The sequence below is a fragment of the Dactylosporangium sp. NPDC049140 genome (genome assembly GCF_040648435.1).
The window spans coordinates 495,437-508,827 of record NZ_JBEZDS010000003.1 but is presented as its reverse complement, the minus strand read 5'-3'; the positions used below and the strand labels follow the sequence as shown (position 1 = coordinate 508,827).

Annotated in this window: 14 protein-coding genes; 6 read left to right on the top strand and 8 right to left on the bottom strand. The window is 70.4% G+C overall.

All coding sequences use genetic code 11. The features are described 5' to 3' along the window. Positions 1 to 31: 31 nt before the first annotated feature. Positions 32 to 1,321, top strand: a complete 1,290-nt coding sequence (locus AB0B76_RS08610; protein WP_360371533.1) for a hypothetical protein — start codon at positions 32 to 34, stop codon at positions 1,319 to 1,321. 153 nt (positions 1,322 to 1,474) lie between these two features. On the opposite strand, the gene AB0B76_RS08605 is transcribed toward AB0B76_RS08610, so the two are convergent. The 3 genes from AB0B76_RS08605 to AB0B76_RS08595 are packed head-to-tail and all read right to left on the bottom strand — an operon-like array spanning position 1,475 to position 3,566. Then, positions 1,475 to 2,110, bottom strand: coding sequence for a nucleotidyl transferase AbiEii/AbiGii toxin family protein (locus AB0B76_RS08605; RefSeq protein ID WP_360371530.1), 636 nt, complete (start codon positions 2,108 to 2,110; stop codon positions 1,475 to 1,477). Between the two features lie 16 nt (positions 2,111 to 2,126). Beyond that, positions 2,127 to 2,465, bottom strand: a complete 339-nt coding sequence (locus AB0B76_RS08600) for a hypothetical protein (protein ID WP_360371527.1) — start codon at positions 2,463 to 2,465, stop codon at positions 2,127 to 2,129. Positions 2,466 to 2,501: 36 nt separating this feature from the next. Beyond that, entirely contained in the window at positions 2,502 to 3,566 is a 1,065-nt protein-coding gene (locus tag AB0B76_RS08595) for an AI-2E family transporter (RefSeq protein ID WP_360371684.1), read from the bottom strand. Positions 3,567 to 3,722: 156 nt separating this feature from the next. Between AB0B76_RS08595 and AB0B76_RS08590 the strand changes: the two genes are divergently transcribed. The 5 genes from AB0B76_RS08590 to AB0B76_RS08570 all read left to right on the top strand — a co-directional run bounded on the left by AB0B76_RS08590 (position 3,723) and on the right by AB0B76_RS08570 (position 7,365). After that, positions 3,723 to 4,448 carry a lysophospholipid acyltransferase family protein gene (locus AB0B76_RS08590; protein WP_360371524.1) on the top strand — a complete coding sequence of 242 codons (726 nt, stop codon included), beginning with the start codon at positions 3,723 to 3,725 and terminating at the stop codon, positions 4,446 to 4,448. After that, positions 4,445 to 5,383: an acyl-ACP desaturase gene (locus tag AB0B76_RS08585; protein WP_360371521.1), complete on the top strand. Its 939-nt coding sequence runs from the start codon at positions 4,445 to 4,447 to the stop codon at positions 5,381 to 5,383. The genes AB0B76_RS08590 and AB0B76_RS08585 overlap by 4 nt, the downstream gene beginning before the upstream one ends. A gap of 498 nt (positions 5,384 to 5,881) precedes the next feature. Beyond that, complete coding sequence (locus AB0B76_RS08580) at positions 5,882 to 6,241, top strand: Lsr2 family protein (protein WP_360371518.1); 360 nt, start codon at positions 5,882 to 5,884, stop codon at positions 6,239 to 6,241. 215 nt (positions 6,242 to 6,456) lie between these two features. Further along, positions 6,457 to 6,600 (top strand): hypothetical protein, encoded by a 144-nt coding sequence (locus tag AB0B76_RS08575; RefSeq protein ID WP_360371515.1) that lies wholly within the window; start codon positions 6,457 to 6,459, stop codon positions 6,598 to 6,600. Positions 6,601 to 6,642: 42 nt separating this feature from the next. Further along, a complete protein-coding gene (locus AB0B76_RS08570; protein ID WP_360371512.1) occupies positions 6,643 to 7,365 on the top strand; it encodes a VOC family protein in 723 nt (240 codons plus the stop codon). Here AB0B76_RS08570 and AB0B76_RS08565 read toward each other — a convergent pair. The 5 genes from AB0B76_RS08565 to AB0B76_RS08545 form a co-directional block, all read right to left on the bottom strand. Then, complete coding sequence (locus AB0B76_RS08565; RefSeq protein ID WP_360371509.1) at positions 7,362 to 8,549, bottom strand: ROK family protein; 1,188 nt, start codon at positions 8,547 to 8,549, stop codon at positions 7,362 to 7,364. The two genes, AB0B76_RS08570 and AB0B76_RS08565, sit on opposite strands and share 4 nt — an antisense overlap. Positions 8,550 to 8,589: 40 nt before the next feature. After that, complete coding sequence (locus AB0B76_RS08560; RefSeq protein WP_360371681.1) at positions 8,590 to 9,837, bottom strand: ABC transporter permease; 1,248 nt, start codon at positions 9,835 to 9,837, stop codon at positions 8,590 to 8,592. Between the two features lie 8 nt (positions 9,838 to 9,845). Continuing rightward, positions 9,846 to 10,619 (bottom strand): ATP-binding cassette domain-containing protein, encoded by a 774-nt coding sequence (locus AB0B76_RS08555; protein ID WP_360371506.1) that lies wholly within the window; start codon positions 10,617 to 10,619, stop codon positions 9,846 to 9,848. 43 nt (positions 10,620 to 10,662) lie between these two features. Beyond that, positions 10,663 to 11,751 (bottom strand): substrate-binding domain-containing protein, encoded by a 1,089-nt coding sequence (locus tag AB0B76_RS08550; RefSeq protein ID WP_360371503.1) that lies wholly within the window; start codon positions 11,749 to 11,751, stop codon positions 10,663 to 10,665. 110 nt (positions 11,752 to 11,861) lie between these two features. Further along, positions 11,862 to 13,391, bottom strand: coding sequence for a PQQ-binding-like beta-propeller repeat protein (locus tag AB0B76_RS08545; protein WP_360371500.1), 1,530 nt, complete (start codon positions 13,389 to 13,391; stop codon positions 11,862 to 11,864).

Here is a 13,391-nt window from a genome sequence, read left to right as displayed (position 1 = left end):
CGCCGCGGCCGAGGTTCGAACCGGTGGGGGCGTGCCGCGGCAGCGGGTGGCCGGCGAGCCTTCGCCGGCGGGGGAGGGCGGCGACCCCGGTGTGCGTGAGCATCTCGTCGGGCTGCTGCTGGGCACGGAGCAGGACTGGCCGCGGGCGTACGAGGCGCTCGTCGGACGGCTCGGGACGGTCACGGCCGGTGACGGGAGCCGGCATCGGCTGCGGACCGAGCGGGTCACCATCGAACCGTTCAGTCTCCGTGACCGTCCGGCACATCAGCTGGTCATCGACCGGCTCGCCTACTGGTACTACCACCCGCGCGAGTGGCTCAAGAAGATCGCGCTCATGGACGACGTGTACCTGCTCAACAGCCCGTTCACGTTCCAGTCCATGGAGAAGCACGCGGCCTACTGCGCCATGATGCGGCTCGGGCTGCAGGTGCCCGAGACGGTCCTCGTGCCGTACAAGAACCCGGTCGACCACGCGAAGTGGGCGTACACCGCGGAGCGTTACAACCGGCAGTTCGACCTCGACGCCGTGGCGGAGCGCCTCGGGTACCCGCTGTTCATGAAGCCGTACGACGGCGGCGCCTGGGTCGGCGTGTCCCGCGTCGCCGACAGCGAACAGTTGCACACCGCGTACGACCAGTCGGGCGAGCGCCTGATGCACCTGCAGCAGTCGATCGAGCACTACGACGTGTTCACGCGGTCGCTCTCGGTGGGTCCCGAGACCATGGTCATGAAGTTCCGGCCATCGTTGCCGATGCACGAGCGGTACGAGGTCGCCCACGGGTTCCTCACGGATGAGGTCGGCGACGAGGTCGTCACGATCTCGCGGCTGGTCAACGCGTTCTTCCGCTGGGAGTTCAACTCCTGTGAGTGCCTGGTCCGTGACGGTGTGGTGTACCCGATCGACTATGCGAACGCGTGCCCGGATGTCGCGCTGACGAGCCTGCACTACTACTTTCCGTTCGCGATGACGGCGTTGCTGCGCTGGTCGGCGTTCTGCGTGGTGACCGGACGGCCGGCGCGCCTGGACATGGACTCGGCCCGCTACTTCGAGATCGGCGACAACACGCCCGACTACCGCGAGAAGCTGCGCGGCTACCGGGCGCTGGCCGACGAGTACTTCGAGATCGACCGGTACCGCGAGTTCTGCGACACGACGCTGCGTCACGTTCCCGAGCTGGTCGCCGAGTGGGTGAGCTCCGCCGAGTTCGACGAGCTGCTCGTGAGCACGGTCCGGGCCACGTACCCGGCCCACGAACACGATCGGTTCATCGCCCACTTCCGCGGCCTCATCGGACAGTGGCGACACGAGAACGCATCGTAACCGGGGTGATGGCGCTGCCTGGGCGGCCCGCCCTCAGAGTGCTACTGCATGGCAGCCAATCCTCTGTGGGAGGTGCTTGTGGCGCGGCCGGGAGGGCCGCGGGCGTGCACGGTAGCGACGGCTGCGGCGAACGCCGTCAGTAAAGGGGAGCGGTCAGCGGGGCCAGTCGCGCAGGCGGAGACGCAGTGCGGCGATCCGCGACTCGTCCAGGCCGTAGAAGGCGAACCGGCCGTCGTCCAGGCGGTCCAGGTAGCGGCCCGCGGCCACCACGTCGTCGAGCTCCAGGGCCGGATCCTGGCGGCGGGCCAGTTCCAGGAGCTCACCGACCGAATACCGCTCCATCGCCGCGGCCACGTCGATGTAGTCGCGTACCTCGCGGCGGTTGACCAGCGCGGCCACCTTCGTGGCGATCAGGTCGTCCAGGTGCATGACGGGGCCGACGTCCATCATGACGGGGCTGTGGCGGCGATCGAGGCGAGAGAGCGTCAGCCGTACCGTGCGCGCTCCGTCACCCACCGTAAACTCCCGCTGGTCGAAGCCGGCGAACAGTTCGAGCAGGTCGTCGGCCTCTTCCTCGTGGACGGTGTAGCCGGCCTCACGCAGGGCCGCGCAGACGGCGTCCGCGGCCGCGCCCGCCGCGCCGTCGGTGTCCGTGAAGAGGTCCACGTCCTCGGTCGGGCGCTCGACCAGGCCGTTGATGAGCCAGGCGAACCCGCCGCCCAGGACGAAGCCGTGCCGTTCGGCCACGGCGAGCGCGACGCGGGCGACGTCGGTGTAGAAGGGGATCACGTGACGCGCTGCGGGATCACCGGGCGCGCAAGGCGGTGTGACGGGCCTCCCACGCGCGGCGTACGCCGTCGGGCAGGTTCAGCTCCGGCCAGACCCGCACCAGGATCTTCTTGTTGATGAACCGGCGCAGCTCGTCGTGGCGGATCGCCTCGCGCAGCACGTTCTCGTACATCCACAGGAGCAGGTCGTGGTTGTCGAGGTCGAACGCGCGGTGCGGGTTCCACATCAGCCGCTGCGGCAGTTCGACGATGCCGCGGACGGGTCCGCGCAGCTCATCGAGGGTGCGGGCGACGAGCGCAGGGCGGTGCGGCCGGGCCAGATAGGCCAGGGGTCCGCGGGCCGGCTCGTCGTGCATGGCCGAAGTGTACCTGTATTCCGCTTTCGCAGAACCTCAGCGCGCGTTCTGCCGCGGAATGACGACCTCGCGGAAGATGAGCTGAATCGCGGCGACGACCGGAATGGCGATGAGCGCGCCGACGACGCCCATGAGGGCCACGCCGACGAGTACCGAAATGATGGCCGCCAGGTCGGAGACCTTCACCGCGCGGCGCATCACGTTCGGGTAGATGAGGTAATTCTCGACCTGCTGGTAGATGACGAAGAAGATGACGCACGCGATGCCGGCCTGCAGCGAGGTCGCGAAGCCGACAATGGAGACGACGACGGCGCCGAGCGTCGCACCGATCTGCGGGATGAGGTCGGTGATGGCGACGAGGACCGCGAGGGCGTACGGATAGGCGACGCCGAGAATGAGCAGGAACACGAACGACGACAGGCCCGCGACCACGGCGATCGCCAGCGCACCGCCGAGGTAGGCGCCCACCTTGGCCAGGATCTCGTCGCCGAGCAGCCGCACGCGCTCGCGGCGGGTCGCGGGGACGAGCTTGTAGCCGCCCTCCTTGAGGCGTTCGAAGGCGCCCATGAAGTACACCGTGAGAATGATGACGGTCAAGATGTTGAACAGTGCCGAAAACGCGACCTGGACCCCGCCCCAGACCCCTCCCAGGGCCTTCGTGATGTTGCCCGCGGTGGCGACGTTCTTGAGCTGGTCGAGCAGCTGGTAGTCGTCGTTGAGCTTGTTCAGCTGGTCATTGCGCTGGAGGTTGTCGATGTACTGGGGCAGGTTCTCGATGAGGTCGTTGCTCTGCTGCACCAGCGGCGGAATGAGCGCGACGATGCCGCCGCACAGGACCAGCATCGCGCCGATGCCGACGGCGGCGACCGCGAGCCCGCGGGGCATGCCCCACTTCACCAGCCGTACAACTGCGGGATTCAGGCCGATCGCCAGGAACATCGCGATGAAGATAAGGATGAGAATCGAGCGGACGTTCTGCACGGCGAGATAGGCGCTGTAGGCCAGGAGCAGGCCGAGCCCGGCGGTGAAACCGATGATCAGCGGCGAGCGGCGCATCGGCGGCCCGGGCGTGCCGAAGCGGGGAGGCTCCTCGATGACCACGACCTCGACCTCGACGTCGGGCGCGTCGTCCTGGGCACGCTCGGCGGGGGCGGCCGGCTGCAGCACCTCGTCCTGCACTGTGAACTCCCTGGGAAGTCAGATGGTCTTGGGGCAGGGTACCGGGTGCGCGCGCGGGAGGACCGCTAGCGTTATGACATGGCAGATCTGGTGTACCCACCGGTCATCGCAACCGCGAGGACTGCGTTCCGCGCGCTCAACATGAAAATCACGATCGAGGGCGAGGAGCACGTCCCCACGAGCGGGGGCGCCGTGATCGCCTGCAACCACATCTCGTACCTGGACTTCATCTTCTGCGGCCTGGGCGCGCGCAAGTCCAAGCGGCTCGTGCGCTTCATGGCCAAGGAGTCGATCTTCCGCAACCGCATCGGCGGCCCGCTCATGCGCGGCATGCACCACATCCCCGTCGACCGCGACGCCGGGATGGCCTCGTACAAGGCCGCCCTCAACGCGCTCAAGGCCGGCGAGGTCGTCGGCGTGTTCCCCGAGGCTACGATCAGCCAATCGTTCATGGTCAAGGATCTCAAGAGCGGCGCGACCCGCCTCGCCGCGGCGACCGGCACCCCCCTCGTGCCGATGGTCCTGTGGGGCACGCAGCGCTTCTGGACCAAGGGCCGGCCGCGCGAGCTTACGAAGCGTGGTGTCGCCGTCACCATCATGATGGGCGAGCCCCTGCACCCCGAACGGCGCGACAATCAGGACTCCGTCAACGGGGAACTGCGCGCACGCATGACGTCGATGCTGGATCGGGCGCAGCGGGCGTACCCGCAGCAGCCCGCCGGCCCCGATGACTCCTGGTGGTTGCCCGCTCACCTGGGCGGCACCGCACCCCTTCCAGCCGTTTACGAATCGGAGGCCCAGTGAGCCCGGCCGAACCCACCGACCTGCTCGTCCTGCTGAGCGAGCTCGAGCCCGTCGTCGAGGAGAACCTCAACCGGCACCTGGCCACGGCCAAGGAGTGGTTCCCGCACGAGTACGTGCCGTGGAGCGAGGGGCGTGACTTCGACGGTGTGCTCGGCGGCGAGGCGTGGGCGCCGGGGCAGTCGAAGCTGTCCGAGGTCGCCCGGGTCTCCCTCGTCGTCAACCTGCTGACCGAGGACAACCTGCCCAGCTACCACCACGAGATCGCCACGGTGTTCGGCCGTGACGGAGCGTGGGGGACCTGGGTGCACCGGTGGACCGCCGAGGAGGGCCGGCACGGCATCGCGATCCGTGACTATCTGCTTGCTACGCGTGCGGTCGACCCGATCGCGCTGGAGCGGGCCCGGATGGCGCACATGGAGGGCGGCTTCCAGAACTCCTACGAGGGGCTCATCGAGTCCGTCGCGTACGTGTCGTTCCAGGAGCTCGCCACGCGCGTGTCGCACCGCAACACCGGCGCGATCTCCGGCGACCCGGTGTGCGAGCAGCTCCTGGCGCGCGTCGCCGCCGACGAGAACCTGCACATGATCTTCTACCGCAACCTGCTCAACGCCGCGTTCGACGTCGCGCCCAACACGGCGATGCGGGCGGTGGCCAAGGTGGCGTCCTCCTTCCAGATGCCCGGGCACACCATCGAGAACTTCGGCCGCAAGTCGGTGCAGATCGCCAAGGCCGGCATCTACGACCTGCGGCTGCACCACGACGATGTGCTCACGCCGGTGCTGCGGCAGGTGCGCGCGTTCGACCGCCCGCTGTCCGGTGACGGGGAGGCGGCACGGGAGGAGCTCGCGACGTTCCTGGCCGACCTCGACACGCAGGCGACGCGGTTCGTGGAGCGCCGCGACGCGCAGCGGGCGCGGGCCGCGGCTCACGCGTGATCGGTTCGCTCTAGCGCGGTTCCCTCCCCGCGTTCCCTGTGGTTCGTCCCGCGGGCGTCGCCTTTCCCACTGGCGGCGTCCGCGTTTCCATGTGCGGCGTTTGTTCCTCGACCTGCTCGTCGCCTGGCGGCGCTCGGTCGTCCGCTTGCCGCCCCGGCACGCTCTGCTCGGTACCGACGGCTCGGCGCCCAGCGGCTTCTCCTGGCCACTACTCGGTGTAGTCGACGATCGCGGTATCCGTCACCGGCGCCGTTGCCTGGCGTTGATGTGGGGACCGTCACGTTGCGTGGACGATGAGGATGCTCGCCGTGGCTGCGTTGCTTGTCAGGCGGGGTGTGGGTATCGAGGGCGCCGGTTGCCTTCCGTGAGCGTTGCAGTAGGCTGCGACGACCGTTCCGTGCCTCTCACTGCCCGTCTGACCGATTTCATCGGGTCCGGCGGCGGGATGGGGGCTGCGGAATTTCACTCCCCGTATTCTTATCGGAGGGCAGCATCGCCATGGCCAGACGCGTGATACATGAGCTGATCGACGACCTCGACGGCGGCCACGCCGATGAGAGCCTCAGCTTCGGCCTCGACGGCGTGCAGTACACCATTGATCTGTCTGCGAAGAACGCCGCCGATCTGCGCGACGTCCTTGCGCCTTTTGTCGCGGCCGCCACGAAGCTCGGCCGAACCTCGGCGTCGGTCGTGCCGGGGCGTGGCGGCCGGGTCCGTCCGGTTCTGTCGGCCCGCGCCGAGCGGGAGCAGAACCGGGCGATCCGTGAGTGGGCGCAGGGCAAGGGGCTCGAGGTTTCCGACCGTGGCCGGATTCGAGCGGACATCGTGGAACGGTTCCACGCCGAAGCGGGAAGCTGAACAGGGGGCGCCCAGCACGGGCGCCCCCTCTGTATGTGGGTACCGCGGCCTTCCGTCCCTGCGGTGCCGCTGTCGCTCCCATGCGGCCGCGTGCTCCGTCCGTTTGTAGTGCCGCGGTCCGCGGCCGGGCGCCTTCTCCCACGTGATCGCGCGCCCCGTCCGTTTGCGCGCCGCGGTCGAGCGCCTCGACGCGCGCCCTGGGCAGCGCGGTCGCCGTGCGGACCCTGCCCGTGCTCGTGGCCGCCCCGGCGGTGGGCTCCGTGGCCGGCGTCGCGGCGCTGACCCTGTCGCTGGCCTGCCTGGTGGCCCTGACCCGCGTCCGCGCCAGAAAAGCCGGCGCATCCCCTGCCGGGGTATAAATCCGAAATGTCGCGCGCCAGCGATGATCTACCATCGTCGGCATGGCGACGCGGCTCGTTCAGGTCAACATGAAGGCACACGACGACGCCGCGCTCGGGCGGTTCTGGGCGGCGACGCTCGGCTGGGCCCTGTCCAGTGAGGGGCCCGGGGTCACCAACCTCGAGCCCGAGGGCTTCGTCTACCCCGACCCCGTCGCCGTCTGTCTCGACCTCGTGGCCTCGCCGGAGCCCAAGACGGTGAAGAACCGGGTGCACCTCGACCTCGCCACCACCTCGGCGGCGCATCAGGCGGAGCTGGTCGCGCGCCTGCAGGGGCTCGGCGCGACCCTCGCCGACGTGGGTCAGGGTGACGTGCCCTGGACGGTGATGGCCGACCCGGAGGGCAACGAGTTCTGCGTGCTGGACTCGCTCCACGACGACACCGGGCCGATCGCGACGGTCGTGGTCGACTGCGTGGACCCGCAGGCCATGGCGCGTTTCTGGGGCGAGGCCATGGACTGGGTCCCGCTCACGGTGACCGACCACCACGCGGTACTGCACTCGGCCGCCGGCGTCGGGCCGTACCTGCAGTTCCTGCGCACGCCCGACGTGAAGACCGTGTGGAACCGTGTCCATCTCGACGTGCGGCCGTACCCGGGCGACGACCCCGAGGCCGAGGCGGCCCGGCTGCTGGCGCTCGGCGCCACCGCCATCGAGCTCGATGTGCCGTGGACGGTCCTCGCCGACCCGGAGGGCAACGAGTTCTGCCTCCTGGCCCCGGGCTAGGCGGACTCGAGCGGGTCGGCGAACAGCGGCTCGAAGGCGAGCTCCGCCGCGCCGATCAGGGCGGCGTCCTGGCCCAGCTGCGGGGTCCGCAGCCGGACGTGCTCGCGGCACGCCGGCAGGCCGTTGCGGTTGAGGCGGGAGCGGACCTGGGCGGCCGAGGCGAGGTACACCTCCCGCAGCGTGCCGCCGAAGATGACCATCTCCGGGTTGAAGATGTTCACCAGGTTGGCCACGCCGAAGCCGAGCCAGTCGCCGACCTGGCGCATTGCCGCCTGCGCGGTGTTGTCGCCGCGCGAGGCCGCGTCGACGACGGCCAGGATGCCCTCGCGGCCGGCGGTGGCGTTGCGCCCGGCGGCGGTGAGGAGGGCGTGCTCGCCGATCTCGGTCTCCCAGCAGCCGCGCGAGCCGCAGCTGCACGCCTTGCCGTTGGGGTTGACGACCATGTGGCCGACCTCGCCGCCGTAGCCGCCGTGGCCGGTGACCGGGCGGCCGGCCGCGATGATGCCGCCGCCGATGCCGGCGTCGCCGTAGAGGTACACGAGGTTGTCGCAGCCGGCCGCGGCGCCGCGGGTGTGTTCGGCCAGGGCGGCCAGGTCGGCGTTGTTGCGCACGGTGACCGCGCGGCCCTCGCCGACCAGGCCGCGCAGGGCCTCGCCGAGGGGCTGGTCGGCCCAGCCGAGCTGCGGGCCGAGCCGGACGAACCCGTCGTCGCGGCGCACCATGGCCGAGACCGCCGCGCCGCTGCCGATGAGGCGGGCCCCGGCCGGGGCGGAGAGCTGCATCTTGCGCACGAAGTCGGCGATGGGGGCGATGACGGTGGCGGCGTCGTGCTCGCCGCGGGGGCGGGCGGCCTCGAAGCGGTCCAGCACCGCGCCGCCGAGCCCGACCCGGGCGGCGACGATCCGGTCGACCTCGACGGCGAAGGCGAAGACGTACACCTTCTCCGACTCCGGGCGCACCACGAGCGACGGGCGCCCGGCGCGGCCGCGCTGCTCCCGCGGTACGCCCTCGCTGACGAGGCCCGCGGCCGCGAGGTCCGCGGTCAGCGCGCCGATCGTGCTGCGGTTGAGGCCCAGGCTCGTCGTGAGGTCGGCGCGGGACATCGCACCGTGGAGGTGCACGGAGCGCAGGAGCGCTCCGAGGTTGCTCCGCCGGATCTCCTCCTGGCTGGGGCCAACGCGCATGCTCGGCTTTCTTCGATCGGGGTGGCGTAAGCAGAGTAGTTCAGCGCAGGCCCGCCGCGGCCGCCCGCCGCCGGGTCAGCGCGTCGATGCCGGCGGCGAGCAGCAGTACGACGCCGGTGACGACGTACTTCGTACCGGGGCTGTACTCCATGAGCCCCATCCCGTTCTCGATGACCGCCACGACCGCGCCGCCGAGCACCGCGTTGAGCACGCGGCCCTTGCCGCCGAAGAGGCTGGTGCCGCCGATGACCGCCGCGCCGACGGCGTAGAGCAGCACGTTGCTGCCGCCGGTGTTCGGGTTGACCGAGGCGTCCCGGGACGCGGCGATGATCCCGCCGACCGCGGCCATCGTCGAGCAGATGACGAACACGGCGATCCGGATGGCGTCGACGTGGATGCCGGCGCGGCGGGACGCCTCCCGGTTGCCGCCGACGGCGTACACGTGCCGGCCGAACGCGGTGCGGTTGAGCACGAACGTGCACAGCCACAGCAGCAGCCCCAGGATCGCCACCACCATCGGCACGCCCCGCTGCGAGATGGCGTCGTTCTTGGAGCGCTCCAGGTTCAGCGTCCACACCGCGGCGCCGAGCAGCACGGCCGCGGTCAGCACCCGCAGCGCGACCACCGACAGCGGGTCGGCGGCCAGCCCGTGCCGGACCCGGCTGTAGCGCTTCCACAGGTGCAGGGCGAGCATCCCGGCGATGGTGACGCCGTAGAGCACCCAGCCCTGCAGCGGCGTGAACCGCCCGTCGAAGTTGATCTTCTTGATCGTCGGGTCGTCGACGGCGACGATCGTGCCGCCCTTCATGAGCAGCAGCACCGCCCCCTGGAAGGCCAGGAACGCGGCCAGGGTCACCACGAACGACGGGATGCCCAGCTTCGCCACGAGCAGGCCGATGACCAGGCCGATCGCCGCGCCGGTGGCGACCGCGCCGAGCACGGCGACGTACCAGGGCAGCCCGAAGTTCGTGAGCAGCACCGCGAGCACCGAGGCGCAGACGCCGCTGGCGAACCCGGCGGACAGGTCGATCTCGCCCAGCAGGAGCACGAACACCAGGCCCATCGCGATGACGGTGACCGCGGCGCCCTGGTGCAGCAGGTTCGCCAGGTTGCCGGCGGTGACGAACTCGGGCCGGGCCACCGAGAAGGCCACCACGAGCGTCAGCAGGCCGAGTACCGCGGGCAGCGCGCCCATGTTCCCGCCCCGCACCCGCGCCAGGTAGTCGCGGGTGTAGGCGCCGAACCCGGCCGACGGGTGCCGGCCGGTGCGCTCCTGGGCGTCGAGCATCGACACGCTCATACGGTGGCTCCTTGCCCGCGCAGGCCCAGCTCGCCGCTGCGGCCGGTGGTGATGAGCTCCACGACCTGCGAGTGGGTGACGTCGGTGGCGCGGACCTCGGCGGCCATCTGGCCCAGGTACAGCGCGGCGATGCGGTCGGCGACCGCGAACACGTCGTTCATGTTGTGCGAGATGAGCACGACGGCCAGGCCGTTGTCGGCCAGCCGGCGCACGAGCTCGAGGACCTGGGCGGTCTGGGCCACGCCGAGGGCGGCGTTGGGCTCGTCGAGGATGACGATCCGGTTGTTCCACAGCACGGCCTTGGCGATGGCGACCGTCTGGCGCTGGCCGCCGGAGAGGCTGGAGACCGGCTGGCGGACCGATGCGACGGTCCGCACCGACAGGCTGGCCAGGGTCTCGGCGGCCTTCTGCTCCATGGTGATGTCGTCGAGGACGAGGCCCCGGCGGATCTCCCGGCCGAGGAACATGTTCTGCACGATGTCGAGGTTGTCGCACAGCGCCAGGTCCTGGTAGACGATCTCCACGCCGAGCGCGGCGGCGTCGCGGGGGCCGTGCACCGACACCGGGCGGCCCTCGTAGAAGTACTCCCCGGCGTCGATCGAGTAGATCCCGCCGACGCATTTGACCAGCGTCGACTTGCCGGCCCCGTTGTCCCCGACGAGCGCGGTGACCTGCCCGGCGTACACCTGGAAGTCCACGTCACGCAGCACCTGGACGGGCCCGAAGCTCTTGCTGAGCCCCCGGATCTCCAGCAAGGGTGTTTCGGTCACAGTGCTCCTTCAAGCGGCCGGATCCCCAGGTGAGACCGGTACCTTACTTGATACCCGCCGCGGCGCACTTCGCGGCGAAGTCCGCGGTACAGACCTCGTCGGCCGACACGTAGCCGTCGTCGACCACGTCGCGGACGTTGTCCCTGGTGATCGCCTTGGGGTCGAGCAGGATGGCGTCGACGTCGCGCTTGCCGATCCGGTCGTACACCTTGCTCGTGGTGACGCCCGTCTCATGCCGGGCCAGCGCGATCGCGAGCTTCGCCGCGGCCGCGGCCTCCCGGCGTACGTCCTTGTACACCGTCATGCACTGGTCGCCGTTGAGGATGTTCTGCAGGCCCTGCGCGGTGGCGTCCTGCCCGGTGACCGGGATGTGGCCGTTGAGGCCCTGCTTCTTGAGCACGTTGATGGCGGCGTTGGCGACGCCGTCGTTGGCCGCGATGACCCCGCCGATGTTCGGCTGGGCGGTCATCATCTGCTCGAACGCGGTCCCGGCCCGGGTGTTGTCCCACTCCTCGATCCACTGGTCGGGGCCCTTGACGTACTCCCCGGAGGCGAACTTCGGCCCGAGGACGGCGTCGTAGCCGTCCTTGAACAGCGTCGAGTTGTTGTCGGTCTGCGAGCCGTTGAGCTCGGCGATCACCGGCCGGGTGGCCTTGGCCGCCTCGAGGCAGCGGACCAGGCCCTGGCCCTGCAGGGTGCCGACGGCGGTGTTGTCGAACGACACGTAGTACCGCGCCGACCCGCCCAGCGTGAGCCGGTCGTAGTCGATCGTGGCGACCCCGGCGTTGCGGGCCTTGTCCAGCACCGCCTTGCCGGTGCCGGAGTCCAGGTTCACGATCATGAGCACGTCCACGCCCTGGGTGATCATCTGCTCGGCCAGGGTGGTGAAGGCGCTCTTGTCGTTCTGCGCGTTCTGGATCTCGTAGTCGACGCCGGCGGCCTTGAACGCGGCGGCCAGGTACTTGCGGTCGGCGGTCTCCCACCGGGCCGAGGACTTGCTGTCGGGCAGGATGACGCCGACGCGCGGCTTGCCGCCGGGCCCGCCGGTGCCCGACACGTTCGCGGTGCAGGCGGCGGCTCCGCTCGTGGCCAGCGCGCCGACGGCCAGCAGGGACAGAATCCCTCTGCGCATCTGCTCGGGTCCTTTCGGGTGTCGACGCTGATCGTGTGTCGGGCAACGTATGGCGCGCCCGTTCACCGTGACCAGTCGCGGCCCGTAACAATTCCGCAATACATTGTCCGCTACCCGGCGGCGAAGGCGTGGACGGCACCCGCCCGGGTGCCGAAGTACAGCGAGCCCTTCCACACCGCCGGCGTCGACTCGATGCAGCCGCCGATCTTCACCTCCCACAGCGGCCGGGGCTCCGCGTGGGTGTCGGCGACGTCGTACGCGTGCAGTACCCCGGTGCAGTCGCCCATCAGCAGCACGTCGTCAACGATCACCGGCGACTGCCAGGTCTCGCCGCCGGGCAGGTGGAACCGCCACCGTACCGCGCCGGTGGCCCGGTCCAGGCCCAGGACGTCGCCGCCGGCCGTGTCGTAGACGGCCAGGTCGCCGTAGAGCGCGGGCGTGCCCCAGATGCCGCCGGGTTTCTGGCCCTGGTCCTTCACCGCCCAGACGACGGGGTTGTCGGGCTTGGAGGGGTCCAGCTTGAGCATCTGCCCGACCTCCCGGGACCGCGCGTTGCCCTTCTCGTACTCGGAGCCGACGTACAGGAAGCCGTCGGCGTCCACGACGATCGACGCGTCGGTGTCGTCGCCGGTCCAGAACCGGAAGGTGCGCGTCGGGGCCCGGCCCGCCTTCAGCCCGGACAGGTCCCAGCCCTGCACGAGGCCGCCGGAGTTGGCGAAGTACACCGTGTCGCGGTACACCGCCACCGAGTTCTCGATCGACACGTTGGTGTCGCCGGCGTCCTTGAGCTCCTGCTCGTCCCAGCCGGGCGTGTTGAACACCAGCTGCGGCGCGACGGTCACCTTGCCGTCCGGGCCGTAGCCGCGGTTGAGCTTCACGACGTGGAACTGGCTGTTCTCGCCGCCCTCGAGCAGGTAGTCGTCGATGACGAGCCCGGCGCCGTCCCAGTCGTCGTTCCACAGCGTCGGCTTCACCGCGTCGGCGGCGAGCTTCCACAGCTCGGTCGGCGTGCCGCGGTCGATGGCCAGGACGCGGTAGTAGCCGTCGCGGGAGCCGGAGTAGATCAGCGGGAAGCCGTCGGGGTCGACGGTGACGCTGCCCTTGATGATGTCGCCGGTCTTGAAGTCGGGCAGGATCCGCTCGCCGGTGGCGGCGTCGAGGAAGTGGATGGAGCGGTCGTAGGCGCCGAACACCACCCAGGTGCGGCCGTCGCGCTCGAACACGGCCGGCTGCCCGGTCCAGCCGGTGCCGCACCACTCGCGGGTCTCGCCCTTGTCCGCCGACATCGCGCACATCCCGCCGCTCTTCGGGAACTGCCAGCGCTGGGCGGGCGTGACGCGGGGGACGGGTCCCTGGCCGTAGTAGGTGCGGGTCGGGTTGCCGCGGAACGTGAGCAGGCCCTGGACCTTGGTGCCCTGCGGCCGGCCGACGCCCGCCGGGTCGGACCAGCCGGCGAACGGCGGGGCGCTGGGCGAGGTCGCTGGGGAGGGCGAGGCGCTCGGGCCGGTCGCGGCCTGGGCGCCGGGCCGGGGCCGGGGCTCGGCGCGGTGCAGCGCCCAGGCGGTCGTGGCGACGCCGCCGACGATCAGCACCAGCATGCCGGCTACCAGCAGCCGGAACACGCCCATCCGGGGTTCCAT